Annotated in this window: 15 protein-coding genes; 7 read left to right on the top strand and 8 right to left on the bottom strand. The window is 73.3% G+C overall.

Annotated features, from left to right (window positions below; translation table 11 throughout):
• The first annotated feature begins 62 nt into the window (after positions 1–62).
• Genes ABZ459_RS23425 through ABZ459_RS23410 form a run of 4 tightly spaced genes read left to right on the top strand, consistent with a single transcriptional unit; the run spans position 63 to position 4,218 of the window.
• Complete coding sequence (locus ABZ459_RS23425) at positions 63–1,043, top strand: Lrp/AsnC family transcriptional regulator (protein ID WP_357973696.1); 981 nt, start codon at positions 63–65, stop codon at positions 1,041–1,043.
• 59 nt (positions 1,044–1,102) lie between these two features.
• Entirely contained in the window at positions 1,103–2,077 is a 975-nt protein-coding gene (locus ABZ459_RS23420; RefSeq protein ID WP_357973692.1) for a zinc-binding dehydrogenase, read from the top strand.
• A 45-nt stretch (positions 2,078–2,122) separates the two neighbouring features.
• Positions 2,123–4,033 carry a polysaccharide lyase 8 family protein gene (locus ABZ459_RS23415; RefSeq protein WP_357973688.1) on the top strand — a complete coding sequence of 637 codons (1,911 nt, stop codon included), beginning with the start codon at positions 2,123–2,125 and terminating at the stop codon, positions 4,031–4,033.
• Positions 3,922–4,218 (top strand): polysaccharide lyase beta-sandwich domain-containing protein, encoded by a 297-nt coding sequence (locus ABZ459_RS23410; protein ID WP_357974232.1) that lies wholly within the window; start codon positions 3,922–3,924, stop codon positions 4,216–4,218. Before ABZ459_RS23415 ends, ABZ459_RS23410 begins: the two co-directional genes overlap by 112 nt.
• 3 nt (positions 4,219–4,221) lie before the next feature.
• Here the strand turns inward: ABZ459_RS23410 and ABZ459_RS23405 are convergent, their stop codons facing one another.
• The 6 genes from ABZ459_RS23405 to ABZ459_RS23380 all read right to left on the bottom strand — a co-directional run bounded on the left by ABZ459_RS23405 (position 4,222) and on the right by ABZ459_RS23380 (position 10,432).
• Positions 4,222–6,360, bottom strand: a complete 2,139-nt coding sequence (locus tag ABZ459_RS23405) for a peptidase domain-containing ABC transporter (protein WP_357973685.1) — start codon at positions 6,358–6,360, stop codon at positions 4,222–4,224.
• Positions 6,360–6,602 carry a hypothetical protein gene (locus ABZ459_RS23400; protein WP_357973682.1) on the bottom strand — a complete coding sequence of 81 codons (243 nt, stop codon included), beginning with the start codon at positions 6,600–6,602 and terminating at the stop codon, positions 6,360–6,362. The genes ABZ459_RS23405 and ABZ459_RS23400 overlap by 1 nt, the downstream gene beginning before the upstream one ends.
• 154 nt (positions 6,603–6,756) lie before the next feature.
• Positions 6,757–7,443, bottom strand: a complete 687-nt coding sequence (locus tag ABZ459_RS23395; RefSeq protein ID WP_357973679.1) for a hypothetical protein — start codon at positions 7,441–7,443, stop codon at positions 6,757–6,759.
• A 159-nt stretch (positions 7,444–7,602) separates the two neighbouring features.
• Positions 7,603–8,805: a cytochrome P450 gene (locus ABZ459_RS23390; RefSeq protein WP_357973676.1), complete on the bottom strand. Its 1,203-nt coding sequence runs from the start codon at positions 8,803–8,805 to the stop codon at positions 7,603–7,605.
• 9 nt (positions 8,806–8,814) lie between these two features.
• The gene (locus tag ABZ459_RS23385; protein ID WP_357973673.1) at positions 8,815–9,474 is read right to left on the bottom strand and encodes a helix-turn-helix domain-containing protein; all 660 of its coding nucleotides are present in this window, start codon (positions 9,472–9,474) and stop codon (positions 8,815–8,817) included.
• A 79-nt stretch (positions 9,475–9,553) separates the two neighbouring features.
• Entirely contained in the window at positions 9,554–10,432 is an 879-nt protein-coding gene (locus ABZ459_RS23380) for an NAD(P)H-binding protein (RefSeq protein WP_357973670.1), read from the bottom strand.
• Positions 10,433–10,542: 110 nt separating this feature from the next.
• Here ABZ459_RS23380 and ABZ459_RS23375 point away from each other — a divergent pair, with 110 nt between their 5' ends.
• The 3 genes from ABZ459_RS23375 to ABZ459_RS23365 all read left to right on the top strand — a co-directional run bounded on the left by ABZ459_RS23375 (position 10,543) and on the right by ABZ459_RS23365 (position 13,560).
• Positions 10,543–11,430 carry a LysR substrate-binding domain-containing protein gene (locus tag ABZ459_RS23375; protein ID WP_357973667.1) on the top strand — a complete coding sequence of 296 codons (888 nt, stop codon included), beginning with the start codon at positions 10,543–10,545 and terminating at the stop codon, positions 11,428–11,430.
• Positions 11,431–11,590: 160 nt separating this feature from the next.
• Positions 11,591–12,922, top strand: a complete 1,332-nt coding sequence (locus tag ABZ459_RS23370) for a histidine kinase (protein ID WP_357973664.1) — start codon at positions 11,591–11,593, stop codon at positions 12,920–12,922.
• Positions 12,907–13,560 carry a response regulator transcription factor gene (locus ABZ459_RS23365; protein WP_357973661.1) on the top strand — a complete coding sequence of 218 codons (654 nt, stop codon included), beginning with the start codon at positions 12,907–12,909 and terminating at the stop codon, positions 13,558–13,560. The genes ABZ459_RS23370 and ABZ459_RS23365 overlap by 16 nt, the downstream gene beginning before the upstream one ends.
• On the opposite strand, the gene ABZ459_RS23360 is transcribed toward ABZ459_RS23365, so the two are convergent.
• Positions 13,557–14,999, bottom strand: a complete 1,443-nt coding sequence (locus ABZ459_RS23360) for an MDR family MFS transporter (protein ID WP_357973658.1) — start codon at positions 14,997–14,999, stop codon at positions 13,557–13,559. The two genes, ABZ459_RS23365 and ABZ459_RS23360, sit on opposite strands and share 4 nt — an antisense overlap.
• Positions 15,000–15,143: 144 nt before the next feature.
• Positions 15,144–15,428, bottom strand: a complete 285-nt coding sequence (locus ABZ459_RS23355; protein WP_357973655.1) for a hypothetical protein — start codon at positions 15,426–15,428, stop codon at positions 15,144–15,146.
• Positions 15,429–15,852: the final 424 nt, after the last annotated feature.

Below are 15,852 nucleotides of genomic sequence, written 5' to 3'. Positions count from 1 at the left end.
GGGGGATAACCCTAGCCGTCGAGGCCGTTCTGCCGGTTTTCCGCGCTGTGTAGCCTCGTCTGGTGGAAAACGTCACGCTCGACGAGGTCGACCGCGGGCTGCTGCACGCGTTGCAGGTGGACGGGCGGGCCTCGTTCAGCCGGATCGCCGAGGTGCTGGGGGTGTCCGACCAGCGCGTGGCCCGCCGCTACCGGCGGCTGCGCTCCAGCGGCACGGTCCGGGTCGTCGGCGTGGTGGACCGGCAGCGGCTCGGCCACCAGTCGTGGGCCATCCGGTTGCGCTGCACGCCCGACGCCGGCGCCTCGATCGCCGAGGCCCTCGGACGGCGGCCCGACACGTTCTGGGTGCACCTGCTGTCCGGCGGCACCGAGATCTCCTGCGGCGCCATCCAGCGCCTCGACCGGGAACGCGAGCCGCTGCTGCTGACCAAGCTGGCCAGGACCAACCGGGTGCTCGCGGTGTCGGCGCACCGGACCCTGCACATGTTCGTCGGCGGCCGCATCGGCTGGGCCGGGCTCGCCGCGCTCTCCGCCGACCAGGTCGCCCACCTGCGGGCCGGCCGCGTGCACGGCCCCCGCGACACCGGCGAGGACGTGACGCTCGGCCCCGGCGACGACGCGCTGCTGGCCGAGCTGTCCCGTGACGGCCGCACCAGCCACGCCGACCTGGCGGCGGTGACCGGCTGGTCGGAGTCCACGGTCCGGCGGCGGATGGACCAGCTCTGCGCGGCCGGCGCCCTGTTCTTCGACATGGACGTGCTGCCCCGGCTGCTGGACTACCGGGTCGAGGCCCAGCTGTGGATGTCGGTGCCGCCCGCCGACCTCGACGCGACCGGCCGGGCGCTGGCCGAGCACCCGGAGGTCGCCTTCGCCGGGGCGACCACGGGCCCGACGAACCTGGCGGCCAACGTGGTGTGCCGCGACGACACCGCCTTCTACCGCTACCTCACCGACAGCCTTGGCGCGCTGCCCGCCATCCGGCACATCGAGACCGCGCCGATCATCAGGACCGTCAAGCGGGCGGGCGCCGGGCTGACGAGTTGACCTCAAGTCGTCTTGAGGTTGCACGCTGGGCGTGGAGTCGTTCCGGATGAGGAGTGGTCATGAGAGTGGTGCAGGTGACGAGGTTCGGCGGGCCCGAGGTGCTGGAGACGCGGAACGTCCCGGATCCGGTGGCCGGGCCGGGCGAGGTCGTGGTGCGGGTCGGCTTCGCCGAGATCAATTTCATCGAGACGCAGCTCAGGCGGGGGTTCACGCCGGGGCCACCGCTGCCGGAGCTGCCGTACGTGCCGGGTGCGGGCGTCGGCGGGCTCGTGCTCTCCGTGGGCGATGACGTCGATGCCGGGCTGGTGGGGCGGCGGGTGGTGACCCGTACGCCGGGCTTCGGCGGCGGGAACGCCGAACTGGTCGTGGCCAGGGCCGCGGACCTGATCGAGGTGCCGGACGGGCTCGCGCTGGCCGACGCCACGGCGCTGCTCGTCGACGGCAACACGGCCGTGGGCCTGTTCGCGAACGCCGCGATCCGGCCCGGCGAATGGGTGCTCGTCCAGGCCGCCGCCGGTGGGCTCGGCAGCCTGCTCGTGCAGCTCGCGCGCGGGGCCGGCGCGCGGGTGGTCGGGGCGGCGGGCGGCGCGGCCAAGCTGGCGGTGGTCGCCGGGCTCGGCGCCGAGGCCACCGTCGACTACTCGCGTCCCGGCTGGACCAAGGAGGTGCTCGACGCGACTGGCGGGCGCGGCCCCGACGTGGTCTTCGACGGTGTGGGCGGCGAGCTCGGCCGCCAGGCGTTCGAGGTGACCGCGCGCGGCGGGCGGTTCTCCGTGCACGGCGCGTCCAGCGGCAGCGCCACGACCGTCGATCCGGCGGAGGCCGACCGCCGCGGCGTCACCGTGATCGGCCTGGAGCAACTGGCGACCCTGGGCCAGGACGGGAACGAGCGGACCGTGCGCGCGCTCGCCGAGGCGGCGGCCGGGCGGCTCAAGGCGGTCGTCGGGCGCACGTTCCCGCTGGAGCGGGCGGCCGAGGCGCACGCGGCGATCGAGGCCCGCGCGGTGAACGGCAAGACCCTGCTGGAGGTCTGACCGCCCACGGGCGCTCGGTGGGGGTGCCGGGGTCATAATCGAGGCGTGCACCGGCCGTCCAGGCGACTCCTCCTCCAGGCGGGCGCGGTCGCCGTGGCCGCCGTGGCGGGGGCGCTCGCCCGGTCCGAGCCCGCCCACACGCCCGACGACTCCTTCGTCAGGCTGCGCCGCCGGTGGCGGGAGGTGACGGCGGGGTCGGGGTTCGACGCGGGCGCGGAGCCGTACCGGACGCGGCTGGCCGAGATGGGGCGGCGGGCGGCCCGGCACCGCGCGGCCATGGCGTACACGGGCACGTCGCTCTGGGCGGACCAGCCGTTCCCGTCGTTCGCCGCGACGCCGCGGCGGCTGCTGGCCATGGCCCGCGCGTACGCGCTGCCGGGGACGGGGCTGACCGGCGACGCGACCCTGGCCGCCGCTGTCGCCGCCGGGATCGACCACTACCGCCGCCACGTCTACGCCGACGGCGCCGACCCGGCGGGCAACTGGTGGCACTGGGAGATCGGCGTGCCGAAGGCGCTGCTCGACGCGGCCGTGCTGGTCGGGCCGCACCTGGACGAGCGGCGCAGCGCCGCGCTGCGGGACGCGGTCGACCACTTCGTGCCCGAGAGCCGCCTCGGCGACTACAGCGGCACCAGCACCGCCGCCAACCGGGTGGACCTGTGCGTGGTGATGTTGCTGCGCGCCATGCTCAGGGCCGACCCCGGCAAGGCGGCGCTGGCGGTCTCGGCGCTCGCCCCGGTGTTCCGCACAGTCTCCGAGGGCGATGGTTTCTACCGGGACGGGTCGTTCGTCCAGCACTCGACCGTGCCCTACCAAGGGGCCTACGGGGTGACGCTGCTCACCGGGCTGGCGACGCTGTTCGCGGTGCTGCGCGGCACGCCGTGGGAGGTGGTGGACCCGACCGTGTTCGCCATGGTGGAGCGGTCGTTCGCGCCGTTCGTGCACGACGGGTTCTGCATGGACCTGGTGCGCGGCAGGGGGATCGGCAGGAAGCCGTTCGGCGACCACGACAGGGGCCGCGAGCTGGCCGCCGCGATCCTGCTGCTCGGCGAGGTGGCCCCGGCCGCCGACCGGGCCCGCTGGCAGGCGATGGTCAAGGGCTGGGCGGTACGCCGGACGTGCCGGCCCATGTCGGACGAGGCCGACCCGGCCTTCCACGCCCGCCTGACCGCCGCCCTGGCCGACGATGCCGTGCCCGCCGCGCCGGAGCCCGTCGGCCACCGGCTGTTCCCGATGAGCGCGCGGGCCGTGCACCGCAGGCCGGGCTGGTGCGCGGCGCTCAGCATGGCCTCCGCCACCATCGGCCACTACGAGCACGGCAACGGCGAGAACCTGCGGGGCTGGCACACCGGCTCCGGCATGCTCTACTGGTGGGCCGGCGGCCACGCCGACCAGTACTCCGACTCGTTCTGGACGACCGTCGACCCCTACCGGCTGCCCGGCACGACCGTCTCGACCCGGCGGCTGCCCGACGGCGCGGGCCCGGCCTGGGGCGACACCTGCCCGCCCGGCCGCTGGGTCGGCGGCGCCACGGACGGCACGTACGCCGTCGTCGGCCAGCACCTCAATGGCCTCGACAGCACGATGGAGGCGTTCAAGTCGTGGTTCTTCCTCGACGACGCGGTGGTCTGCCTCGGCGCGGGGATCAGCGGCGCGGACGGCGCGGCGACCGCGACTACGTCACGCTCTGGCTCGACCACGGCGTCGACCCCGACCAGGCCGGCTACGTCTACCTGCTCCTGCCGGGCGCGAGCCGCGAGCGCACGGTCGCCAGGGCCGCCGATCCCGGGTGGGCCCGCGTGCTCGTCAACACCGCGCGGCGGCAGGCCGTCCGGGTGGACGCGCTGGGCGTCACCGCGGCCGCCTTCTGGAACGCGGGCGCCGCCGGCCCGCTCTCCGCCTCCGGGCCCTGCGCCGTGCTGGTCAGGGAGCACGCCGCGGGCACGGCCACCGTGACCGTGGCCGATCCCAGGCGCGACCTGGACGGGCTGACCGTGACCTGGGACCGGCCGGTCGCCGGTGTGCTGCGCGGCGACCCGCCGCTCGCGGGGGCGAGGACGGGCGACCGGCTGGCGCTCACCTTCGGGCCGACGGCCGGCCTGGAGGGCGCTTCGGTGACGGTGACCGTCCGGCTGTCGTGACGGTCAGGAGAGCACGGCCTGGGCGGCGACCAGCTCGGCGTACTTGCCGCCCATGGCCGTCAGCTCGTCGTGGGTGCCGCGTTGCACCACCCGGCCGGCGTCGATCACGAGGATCAGGTCGGCGTCCCTGACCGTGCTGAGCCGGTGGGCGATCACGATCCTGGTCTGGACGAGCCGGCTCAGGTTGGCCTCGATGACCGCCTCCGTGGCGCTGTCGAGGTTGCTGGTGGCCTCGTCGAGCAGCAGGACCTTCGGGCGCGACAGGACGGCGCGGGCCAGGGCGAGCCGCTGCCGCTGCCCGCCCGACAGGCCGCCGCCGTCGGTGAGCATCGTCTCGTACCCCATGGGCATGTCCATGATCTCGTCGTGCAGCGCCGCCAGGCGGGCCGCGGCGACCACCCGCTCCAGGGACGCGCCCGGCTCGTTCAGCGCGATGTTCTCCCTGATCGAGCCGCTGAACAGGGACGGGTCCTGGGTGACCACGCCGAACTGGCGGCGCAGCGTGCGCAGGTTCAGCTCGGCGGCCGGGACGCCGTCGTAACGGATCTCGCCGAGCACGGGCGTGTGCAGCGCGAGCAGCAGCCGGGCCAGCGTGCTCTTGCCCGAGCCGGACGCACCCACCAGGGCGACCTTCTGACCAGGGCGGACGGAGACCGAGACGTCGCGCACGGTCCAGGGGGCGCGCGGGTCGTGGCGGAAACTGACCCCGCGCAGCTCGACCGCGCCTCGCAGCCGCAGCACCTCGATGCCGTTGCTCGGCTCAGGCTCCGAGGCCAGGATGTCGGACAGCCGGTCGAAGTGCGCGCCCGCCTGCTGCAGGCTCTGCAGCCCGGTCATCAGCGAGCCGAGCGGGGTCAGCGCGCCGAGCGCGATGGCGTTCAGCGCCACCAGCGCGCCCACCGTGAGCTGCCCGTCGAGCACCCGCCAGGCGCCCAGCCACAGCAGCCCGAGCGGCGCCGTCACCCGGATCGCGGCCAGCGCCGACTCCAGCAGCCCCCTGGTCAGCCCGGCCCGCACGTCCGCGCTGAGCTGCCTGGCGAAGTGGGACGACCACTGGTCCACGGCCCGCTTCTCGGCGCCCGACGCCTTCAGCGTCTCGATGCCGGTGATCGTCTGGATCAAACTGGTCTGGGACGCCGACAGCGCCGTCAGCTCCTGCCGGGTCAGCGTGGCGATCCGGCTCGTCGTGGCCAGCAGCAGGACCGTCTGCAGCACGGCCAGCCCGGTCAGCGCCAGCCCGAACACCGGGTCCCAGAGGTAGACCAGCACCAGGTAGCCCACGGCCAGCGGGCCGTCCAGCAGCGCCGCCACGACCTGCCCGGTGAGGATGTCGCCGAGCGTCGAGACGCTGCCCGCCCTGGTCACCAGGTCGCCCTTGCCGCGCTGCTGGAAGTACCGGTACGGCAACGTCACCAGATGGCCGACCAGGCTCTCGGTGAGCTCCTGGTCGGCACGGGCCCGTACGGCGACGAGCAGCGCCGCCCGCAGGTACCCGATCACCAGCTGGGCCGCCCCCGCGAGCAGCACGGAGACGCCCAGCAGGGACAGCACGTCCACCGCCCGCCTGGGCACGATGGAGTCCAGGAGGAGCTGCGAGAACATCGGCAGCGCGAGCCCGAGCACCTGCAGCAGCAACGAGGCCGCGATGAGCTGCGCGAGCAGCCCCCTGCGCCGCCGGAACAGCGTCCGGACGAACTCCCTGCGCCAGGCCCCGGCCGCCGAGGTCGTGCCGCGCCGGAACCCCTCGCCCGGCTCGAACACCAGCAGCACGCCGGTGAACCCGGCCCCGAACTCCTCCGGCGTCAGCCTGCGGCGGCCGTGCCCGGGGTCGACGACGTCCACGCGGTCGGGGGACCAGCGTTCGACCACGATGAAGTGGTTGAACTCCCAGTGCGCGACGGCGGGGAGCGGCACGCGGGCCAGGTCCTCGGGGGCCAGGGAGAAGGCGCGGGCCTTGAGGCCGTGGTCGCGGGCGCCGTCCACGACGGCCTTGGCGCTCAGGCCGTCCCTGCCGACCTGGAGCCGCTCGGCGACCTGGTGGAGCGTGGTGCGCTGCCCGTGATGGCACAGCACCATGGCCAGGCAGGCCGCGCCGCACTCGGTGTCGGTGTTCTGGAGCAGTACGGGCAGGCGGCGGAACATCAGGCGACCGCCTCGACCGCGACCATGGTCAGCAGGAGGCCGGTGACGAGGAGCACGGCCACCAGCAGCCACAGCGCGAGGAACGACGGGGTGCTGATCACCGGCGGCATCCGGGTGACCCGCGACATCGCCCGGTGCCGCAACGCCTCCTCCCGGTAGATGCCCTGCGCGTCCCGCCGGTCCCGCGTCTGGGGTGCCGCGTGGCGCGGGGCCGGGCGCGTCGTGCCGTACGGATCGTTCAAGGCCGGCGCCCCCCGCCTGGAACCGTCGCCCGCCACCCCCATGGCTTACCTGCCTCTCCACTCAAGTCCCGGCCAGCCTAGGAACGCCTACTTGGAAGCCACTTGGGATCCACTGCTCGGCGCACCGCCCGCCGGCGGCCGCCTGACACTCGGGTCAGCGGAAGAGGAGGTCGCCGAAGTTCGGGTCGGCCGGCTCGCCCGGGTCCCTGTCGGTCGGCGAGGGCAGGGCGGTGGGGGCCGGGTCCGAGGGGGTGGCCTCCGGCGTGGCCGTGGGGGAGGGGCCGGCCGAGCCCGTCCCGCCCGGCGTGGGCGTCGGCGTGACCGTGGCCGGCACGGACGGCGTGGGTGTCGCGGCCGGGCCGGTGGACGGCCCGGGTGACGGCGTCGGGCTCGGCGGCCGGGTCGCGGGACGTTCGTGCCGCGGCTCGCCGGCCGCCCGCCCGTCCCGGCGGTCCTTGCGGCCGGGAGCCTTGCCGGCCTCGTCCGGGGCCCGTCCGGCGACCTGGTCGGCCACCGTGCGGTCCACGATGACCTCGTAGATCACGATGCTCCCCATGCTGACGGTGAACACCAGGGCCGCGGCCCCGCCCACCCTGGCCCACCGCGGCCTTCTCCCGCGCAGGGCGACCGCCGTGCGCCGCTTCACCCTGTCGCCCGTGCGCTTGAGGTAATGCGTGTAGACGTCGGCGATGACGGTGCTGGCCACGCTCATCATCGCGGCGCCGATCACCGTCCCCGCCGTCCCGAGGTAGGAGGCCGCGACCGCGGCGGTGACCGCGGCCAGGGCGCTCCCCGCGATCTGCGGCACGCTCAGCTCCAGTTTCCGCTGCTTGCCGCTCATAGCCAGGATCGTCCCCTCTTGTGGTGCGACGAAGGTGAACAAGCCACCTTGGCCCCCACAGGACGGGACGCCCACGGCGACGCGCGGCGCTTTGCCGCGACCTGGACCCGCCCTTGACGAGGGCGGGAACCGGTTCACCCCCGGCCGCGGAGCGGCGGGTCACCGCACGAGCGGAAGCCGGTTCACCCCCGTCATGGTCGGCGTGGGCATGAAGACCACCGGGTCGCCGGGATCGGTGCGCAGGACGCCGACCCGGTCGAGCAGGATGTTCAGCGCCACCCGTCCTTCCAGCCGGGCCAGGGGAGCGCCCAGGCAGAAGTGGATGCCCCGGCCGAAGGCGAGATGCGGGTTGGGGTCGCGGCCGGCGTCGAAGACGTCGGGGTCGGGGAACTGCCTGGGGTCCCGGTTGGCCGCGCCGAGCCAGAGCATGACCATCTTGTCGGCCGGGATCGTCACCCCGCCCAGCTCGACCTCGCGGGTGGTCGACCGGGCCAGCCCGGCGAACGGGGTGAAGAGCCGCAACGACTCCTCGATCACGGCCGGCACGGTGGAGCGGTCGGCCCGTACCTTGTCCTGCTGCTCGGGGAAGGCGTCCAGGCACACCACGGTGTTGCCGAGCAGCATCGTCGTGGTGATGTGCCCGGCGAGCAGCAGCAGGATCGCGAAGTTGACGACCTGGTCGTCGGGCAGGCGCTCGCCGTCCACCTCGGCCTCGACCAGCTTGGTGAGCAGGTCGGCGCGGGGCCGCGCGCGGCGCTCCGCGGCGTGCCCGGCGAGGTAGTGCGTCATCTCCCGCCATGGTTTGAGGGTGTTCGCCACGTTCGCGCTCTGGTTCTCCACCGGCTCGGCGAGCGAGACCTTGGCATCGCGCTGGAACAGCCCGTCGGCCCACTGCCTGAACAGGGCCCGGTCGCTGCTCGGCACCCCCAGCAGCTCGGCGATGACGATGACGGGGAGCGGGTAGGCCAGGTCGGCCACCAGCTCCAGGCGGTCGCGGCCGTCGGTCGCGTCGAGCAGCTCGTGGGTGAGCTCGGCGATCCGCGGTTCGAGGTCCGCGACGACCTTGCGGGTGAACGCGCTGCTGACCAGCTTGCGCAGCTTGCCGTGCTCCGGCGGGTCGATCTGGGTGATGAACCCCTTCATCGAGAAGTCGTCGCCCTCCGGCAGCAGCCCCTTGGGGATCAGCCGCATGGTGTCGGAGGAGAACGTGACGGGGTCGGCGAAGACGTCGTGCACTTCCTGGTAGCCGTGGACGTTGTACATCCCGGCGGCGGCGTCGTACTCGACGGACGGGCCCGATCGCGGCCCATGCAGCCAGAAGTGCTGCTTGGAGATGTTGTACCGTTCGACGATGTCGGACATCGCCTCTCCTTAGTCGTAGATCCACTTTCGGTAGGGCGGGATCAGTTCCTCGAGAATTGCGATGAACTCCGCCGCCGCCGCCTCCAGAACCTCGGCGGACGGCTGCACGGCGGGCTCGAAGGCGTGGCGCACGGTGAAGGCGAGCGCGTCCGCCTGCTCCTCCACGCTCAGCTCCGTCCCGACGGTGTCGATGCCGTCGAGCAGGTAGAACCCCGTGGACGCGGCGCTCCACGTGTACCGGGGGTGCGGCATGTCGGACCTGAGCAGGCCGTACCGCTCGGCCACCCGCTGGAACCGCTCGGCCGCGAGGGCGTCGTGGCTGCGCAGCGGGTGCTTGACCAGTTTGCCCAGCAGCTCGATGTCGGTCGTGAACAGCGCCCGGAGCAACGGCCTGCGGCTCATGGAGACGAAGGCCGCCCGCGAGAAACGATGCGGCAGCACCTGGGCGGGATCGTGCCGCAGCAGCGCCGCGAACTCCTCCAGGACCTCGATGGACTCCCGCAGCAGCAGCGCCTCGAACAGCTCGTTCTTGGTCCGCCAGTGCAGGTAGATGGTGCCCTTGCCCACCCCGGCGCGGCCCGCGATGTCGTCGACGGTGACCCTCCGGTAGCCGTGACGCAGGAGCAGCTCGCCCGCGGCGTCGAGGATCCGGTCCGCCCTTTCCACCATGCGCTACACCTCATGACTAGATATGAAATCTGGTCATCAGTCACGCTACGCCGCACCGGAGCCGCACACAAGGGACCGCTCAGCCCAGGACGGCCGGCCGCAGCTCGTCCTCGCACCACTGGCGGAAACCGGTGGGCGTGGTGGCGTGCGGGGTGCGCGGCTCGGCGTTGTCCAGGCCCTGGTTCTTGGCCTCCATCATGTCGGCCATCCCCTGGGCCATCGCCTCCGACCTGCCCTGCTCGGCCATCATGGCCCTGAACGCCGCCACCGGCACGTGCCGCAGGGCGACCGGCCGTCCCAGCACCTCGGACATGATCCGCGCCATGTCCTCGCCCGACAGATCCTCCGGACCGAGCACCGGGACGTCGGCCCGCCCGGTCCAGTCGCGGTCGAGCAGCAGCCCGGCGGCCACCGCCGCGATGTCGCGGGTGGCGCAGGCGGGGGCCTTCAGGTCACCGTGGATCGGCGAGAAGAACACGCCCTGGTCCCTGATCACCGCCGCCTGCTCGAGCAGGTTGTCCATGAACGAAGGCAGCGTCAGGGCCCGGTAGTGCACGCCCGTGCCGGCGATCAGGTCGTCCATGGCCAGGGAGGCCGTCACGAGACCGGCGTTCAGCGGCAGGCCGCGGCCCAGGGCCGAGACCCCGACGACCCGGCCGACCCCGCGGCGCACGAACGCCTCGCAGGCCGGACGGCTGAAGTCCAGGTAGGCGGCGTCGAGGCTAGCGGCCCGCGGATTGGGCGGAACGACCCAGAACACGGCGTCGGCGCCCGCGAACGCCTCCTCGACGACGCGGGCGTCGCCGTGCGAACCCGGCACGACCTCCACCCGCTCGCGCACGGGCGCAGGCAGACGGGCCGGGTCCCGCACGACGACGCGGACCGGCTCGTCCGTGGCCAGGACGAGGTCGAGAACCTGCCGGCCGATCCGGCCGGTGGGCGTGGTGATGACGATCAAGGAAAACTCCAGGAGGAATCGGGGATGTCGTGCTGGGGGGCACGGCCAGTCAACCGAGCCCGGCGGCGAACCTGAAGGACCGATCCGATCACCATTGATACCCTGCGGATATGAATGACCTGGAGGTCCGCGAGCTCCGCTACTTCATGGCCGTGGCCGAGGAGCTGCACTTCGGGCGGGCCGCCGAGCGGCTGGGCATGGCGCAGCCCCCGCTGTCCCGGGCGATCCGCGAGCTGGAACGGCGGCTGGGCGTGCGCCTGCTGGAGCGCACCACGCGGCAGGTCACGCTCACCCCGCCGGGCGAGGTCTTCCTGCGCGACGCCAGGATCGCCCTCGACGCGGTCGCCGCGGCGGCCCGCCGGGTCCGGCACGCGGCCCGTCCCGAGCCGGAGCTCCGGGTGGCGCTCAAGGCCGACTACGACGCCGGGCTGCTGCCGCGGATCCTCGCGGCCTACCGCGACGAGGAGGGCGCGCTCCCGGTCGAGCTGCTGCTGGGCGGGCGCAACGAGCAGGCCCCCGCCCTGCGCGACGGCCGGGCCGACGTCGCACTGCTGGCCACCCCTTTCGACCACCGCGACCTCGACACCGAGCCGCTGCTGAGCGAGCCCCGCCTGGTCGCGCTGTCGGCCGCCGACCCGCTGGCCGCCCGGCCCGTCCTGGCCATGGCCGACCTGGCCGGCCGGCCGCTGCCCGACGGCACCCCCGCCGAGCGCGACGGCGCCGAACCCCTCCCCGGCCACCGGCCGCGCCGCACCGGCCTGGACCTGGCCCAGATCTGCAACCTGGTGGAGCTGGGCAGCGCCGTCTGGTTCGTCCCCGTCTCGGTGGCGCGGCGCCATCCCCGGCCGGGCATCGCCTACCGGGAGGTCGCCGACCTGTCGCCGTCGGAGCTGGCCGTGGGGTGGCCGCAGGGGTCCCGCTCACCGGCCGTGGCCGCGTTCGTCCGCGCCGCCGTCGCCGTCGCGGTGGGTCTGGGCCCACTTCGTACGGGGGCGTAGCGGGATACCGGGGGAGGGCTCTTCAGTCGTACGTTCTCCCAGGTCGGGCGGCACCGCCCGGGAACCGGAGAAGACAGACGTGACAGCCCGATGGGGTGCCCGGACGTCACCAAAAGGTGCACCCTGGCACAATTGGCGCCGTGCCGAAGGACGCTGGCAGGTGAGATCGCCCGCGAGGGGCGGGCCCCTGCGCTGGGGCGTCGAGATCGTGCTCGGCCTCTGCCGCTCGGCCGTCCTGGTCCTGCTGACCTGCCTGATGCCGATCGTCGGCGTCGTCGTCGGCCACTTCGGCGCCAAGCTGGCCTACTCCTGGTCGGCGAACCTGACCGCGCCCCCGTTCGTCGTGGCCCTGGCGCTGCTGGGGGAGACGCTGGTGGTGATCGTGTGGATCGCCGTGACCCTGTGGGTCGTGCACCCGCTGACCAGCCGCACCCTCAGCCAGGCCGCCCGCCGGCTCGCCGCGCGCTGGCTCGGCCTGCGCATCGAGGTCGCCTACCGCACCCCCTCACCGGTCACCCGCATGGCCACCGGCCACTGGTGGGACGGCGAGGAGTACCACACGTCCGAACGGGAGGCCCGCCGCCGCGCCCGGATGAACGCCCGCTTCCACGACCCCCAGCTGCACTGGGACGGGCTGTGGTGCGTGCTCGCCGGGCTGACCGTGCTGCCGGGCGCGGCCCTGCCGCTGGTCGGCCTGGCCGGCGGCGCCTACCTGACGCTCGTCCCCGGCTTCCGCGGCCCCGGCATCGCCCTGATCGTCGCCGGGCTGGCCGCCGCGCCGTTCGCGTGGCGCGTCCTCGGCCCCCTGGCCGGCCGGTTCCTCGGCCCGATCCCGGACTCGCGGCTCGGCCGGCGGGTGGCCGAGCTGGAGGCCGTGCGCGCCGACCTGACCCAGACCCAGGCCGCCGAGCTCGAACGCATCGAGCGCGGCCTGCACGACGGGGCCCAGGCGCGGCTGGTCGGCATGGGCATGTCGATGCAGGCCGCGGAACACCTCCTGGAGACCGACCCCGCCGCCGCCCGCGCCATCCTTGCCGACGCCCGCGCCTCGTCGATCGCGGCGCTGGCCGAGCTGCGCTCGCTGGTCCGCGGCATCAACCCGCCGGTGCTCACCGAGCGCGGCCTGGTCGACGCCGTCCGGGCCCTGGCGCTCGACGCGCCCGTCGAGGTCGCCGTGCGCAGTTCCGTGCCCGCGCGGCCCGAGCGTCCGGTCGAGTCCGCGGTCTACTTCGCCGTCGCCGAGCTGCTGGCGAACGTGGCCAAACACGCCCGTGCCACCCAGGTGACCGTCGAGCTCGGCTACGAGCCGCAGGCGCGGACACTCACCGCGACCGTCACCGACGACGGCGCCGGCGGGGCCACCGCGTCCTCCGGCTCCGGGCTGGACGGCGTCAGGCGCCGGATGGCTGCCTTCGGCGGCCGTCTGGAGATCGACAGCCCCCTCGGGGGTCCCACCCGCGTCTCAGTGGCGGTGCCGTGCGAATTGTCATAGCCGAGGATCTCTTCCTGCTCCGCGACGGGCTCGTCCGTCTCGTCCAGGCGTACGGGCACACCGTCGTCGCGGCCGTCGACTCCGGGCCCGCGGCGCTCGAAGCGCTGGTCGGCAACCGTCCCGACGTGGCGATCGTGGACGTACGGCTGCCGCCGACCTTCTCCGACGAGGGGCTCCAGGCCGCGCTCGCCGCCCGCCGCGAGGTGCCGGGCCTGCCCGTGTTGATCCTCTCCCAGCACGTGGAGCAGCTCTACGCCCGCGAACTGCTGGCCGACGGCCAGGGCGGCGTCGGCTACCAGCTCAAGGACCGCGTACTCGACGCAGGCCAGTTCATGGACGCCCTCGCCCGCGTCGCCGACGGCGGCACGGCGCTCGACCCGACGGTGGTCGCGAAGCTGCTCGGCCGCCCCGCCCACGCCGACCCCCTCGCCACGCTCACCGAACGCGAACGCTCGGTGCTCGAACTGATGGCCGAGGGCCTGTCGAACGCGGCGATCGCGGCCCGCCTGTTCCTCAGCGAGGGCGCCATCAGCAAGTACACGACCACGATCTTCGCCAAGCTCGGCCTCGCCGCCGACGACGACACCAACCGCCGGGTGCGCGCCGTCCTCACCTACCTGGGCGCCACCGGCCCCTAGTGCTCGGCGACGCGCTCCGCCCGGGACGGCAGGAGCAGCGCGGTCGCCACCACCGCCACCGACAGGACCGCGCCCACCACGAACGCCAGCCGCATGCCGCCGAGGGTCGCCAGTGCCTGCGTGAGGCCCTCGGCCCGCAGGGTGTCGGCCCGCGCGCTCATCACGGTGACCACCAGCGCGGTGCCGATCGCCGCGGCGACCTGCTGCAGCGTGCTCAGGATCGAGCTGCCGTGCGGGTACAGGTGCGGCGGGACCGCCCCGAGGCCCAGCGTGAAGACCGGGGTGAAGGTCGCGGCCAGGCTCACCATGAGCAGCGCGTGCAGGCCGAGGAGCTGCCAGTAGGGCATCGTCATCGTGACCTGGGTGAACCCGGCCAGCGCGAGCATGATCCCGATCGCGCCGGGGATGACCAGCACCCGGCCGCCGTGGTTGTCGAACAACCGGCCGACGGCCGGGCCGAGCAGGCCCATCGCCAGGCCGCCCGGCATCACCAGCAGCCCGGTCTCCAGCGGGCTGAGCGCCCGGACGTTCTGCAGGTAGAGAGGCAGCAGGATCATCGAGCCGAGCATCGCCATGAAGGCCACCGACATCAGGACGAGCGCCACCGTGTACGTACGGTGGCGCAACGTGCGCAGGTCCATCAGCGGCGCGCCGCGCCTCTGCAGCACGAGCTGGCGCACCACGAAGACGGCGATGGTGACCAGCCCGGCCGCGGTGATCGCGGCGGCGACGCGCACGTCCCCGCCCTCGAACCGGCTGAGCCCGTAGACCAGGCCGCCGAAACCGGCCGCCGCCGTCACCACGCTGAACCAGTCGATCGTGCCGACCTCGGGCTCGCCGGTGTTCCTGAGCTGCCGCAGGCCGCTCCACGTGATCAGCCCGGCGATCGGCAGCACCACCGCGAACAGCAGCCGCCACGACCCGAAGTGCAGGATCACCCCGGAGATCGCCGGACCCATGGCAGGGGCGACGGAGATCGCCAGCGTCACGTTGCCCATCACCCGCCCGCGGTCCTTCTCCGGCACGACCTGCATCAGCGTGGTCATCAGCAGCGGCATCATCACGGCCGTGCCGGACGCCTGGACGATCCGGGCCCCCAGCAGCACCCCGAACACCGGCGCGACCGCGGCCAGCGCCGTGCCCAGCAGGAACAGCCCCATGGCGGTGGTGTACGCCGTCCGGGTGGTGACCCGCTGCAGGAACCAGCCGGTGATCGGGATGACCCCGGCCATGGTCAGCATGAAGGCCGTGGAGAGCCACTGGGCGGTCTGCTCGGTGATGTGCATGGCGTCCATCAGCCGGGGGATCGCGTTGATCATGATCGTCTCGTTGAGCACGACCACGAACGTCGCCAACACCAGCAACCGGATCACGGCGGGCGTACGCCCCGAACCGGCGGACACGCCCTCGGTGGATGATTCGAGTTGTGGGCTGGACACGGTACCTCTATCGGTCTCGGGCCTGACCTCGTCACGGCCGGCCTGGCGGTTGTCGGTCTCGTCAGCAGTCCTCGTCACCCCCATACTGACCACCCCCACCGACGAAACTCATCGCCGCGTCCCACTGGCCCTGGATCCGAACGGTCAGCGATCGCCGGGGTACACGTATCCCTCCTCGGCGATCTCCTCCAACCTCGCTGCTCCGATCACCGCTTCCACCGCGTCGCCGACGAGTCCGCGCGCCCTGGCCAGGCGCTGGAACAGCTCCCGATCGACCATGTAGTCCACCAGGATCTGCGGGCTCGCGTCGGCGAAGGCGATCCTCGACCGGATCCGGTCGAGCGACACGACGACCTCCTCCAGGTCGCTGAAGAGCTCGATCGCGTCCGGCAGCCGCAACGTGACCTCGGCTCCACCGTTGATGTCCAAGATCGGAGTACCTCCGTACGGGAAATGGCCATGCGCCGCCTTGCAGCGGAATCGAGCTGAGCGCGCTCACGGTGGCGCGGCGCATCGCCGTCATGGAGAGGAGAGTCCGCAGGCTCGGGCTGCCCGCACCTCGGGCTGAATCACTGCCCGGAAAGCAAAATGTGGAGGCCCGGTTGAACCGGTGCCTCCACATGTGTGGGGTGTGTGTCCGAGGGGGGACTTGAACTCCCAGGATCATGGGGGCACTGGGGTACATGGGCGGGCATCCGCACCCATCTTGAGCTGCTGGTAAGCCGGTTTCTGATCTTCTCGGAGGCATCCGGGAACATCCGGGGACAAGGGCGGCGGTATCAGTCGGAGTATCACGCGGGGGATCGGACGCGAGCGCCTCCAGCACACGTTGAGGCACCCTCAACTCGCGATG

This window comes from Nonomuraea sp. NPDC005692 (assembly GCF_040631115.1).
Taxonomy (GTDB): domain Bacteria; phylum Actinomycetota; class Actinomycetes; order Streptosporangiales; family Streptosporangiaceae; genus Nonomuraea.
The sequence above is the reverse complement of the archived record's forward strand: the minus strand, read 5'-3'. Positions and strand labels throughout refer to the sequence as shown.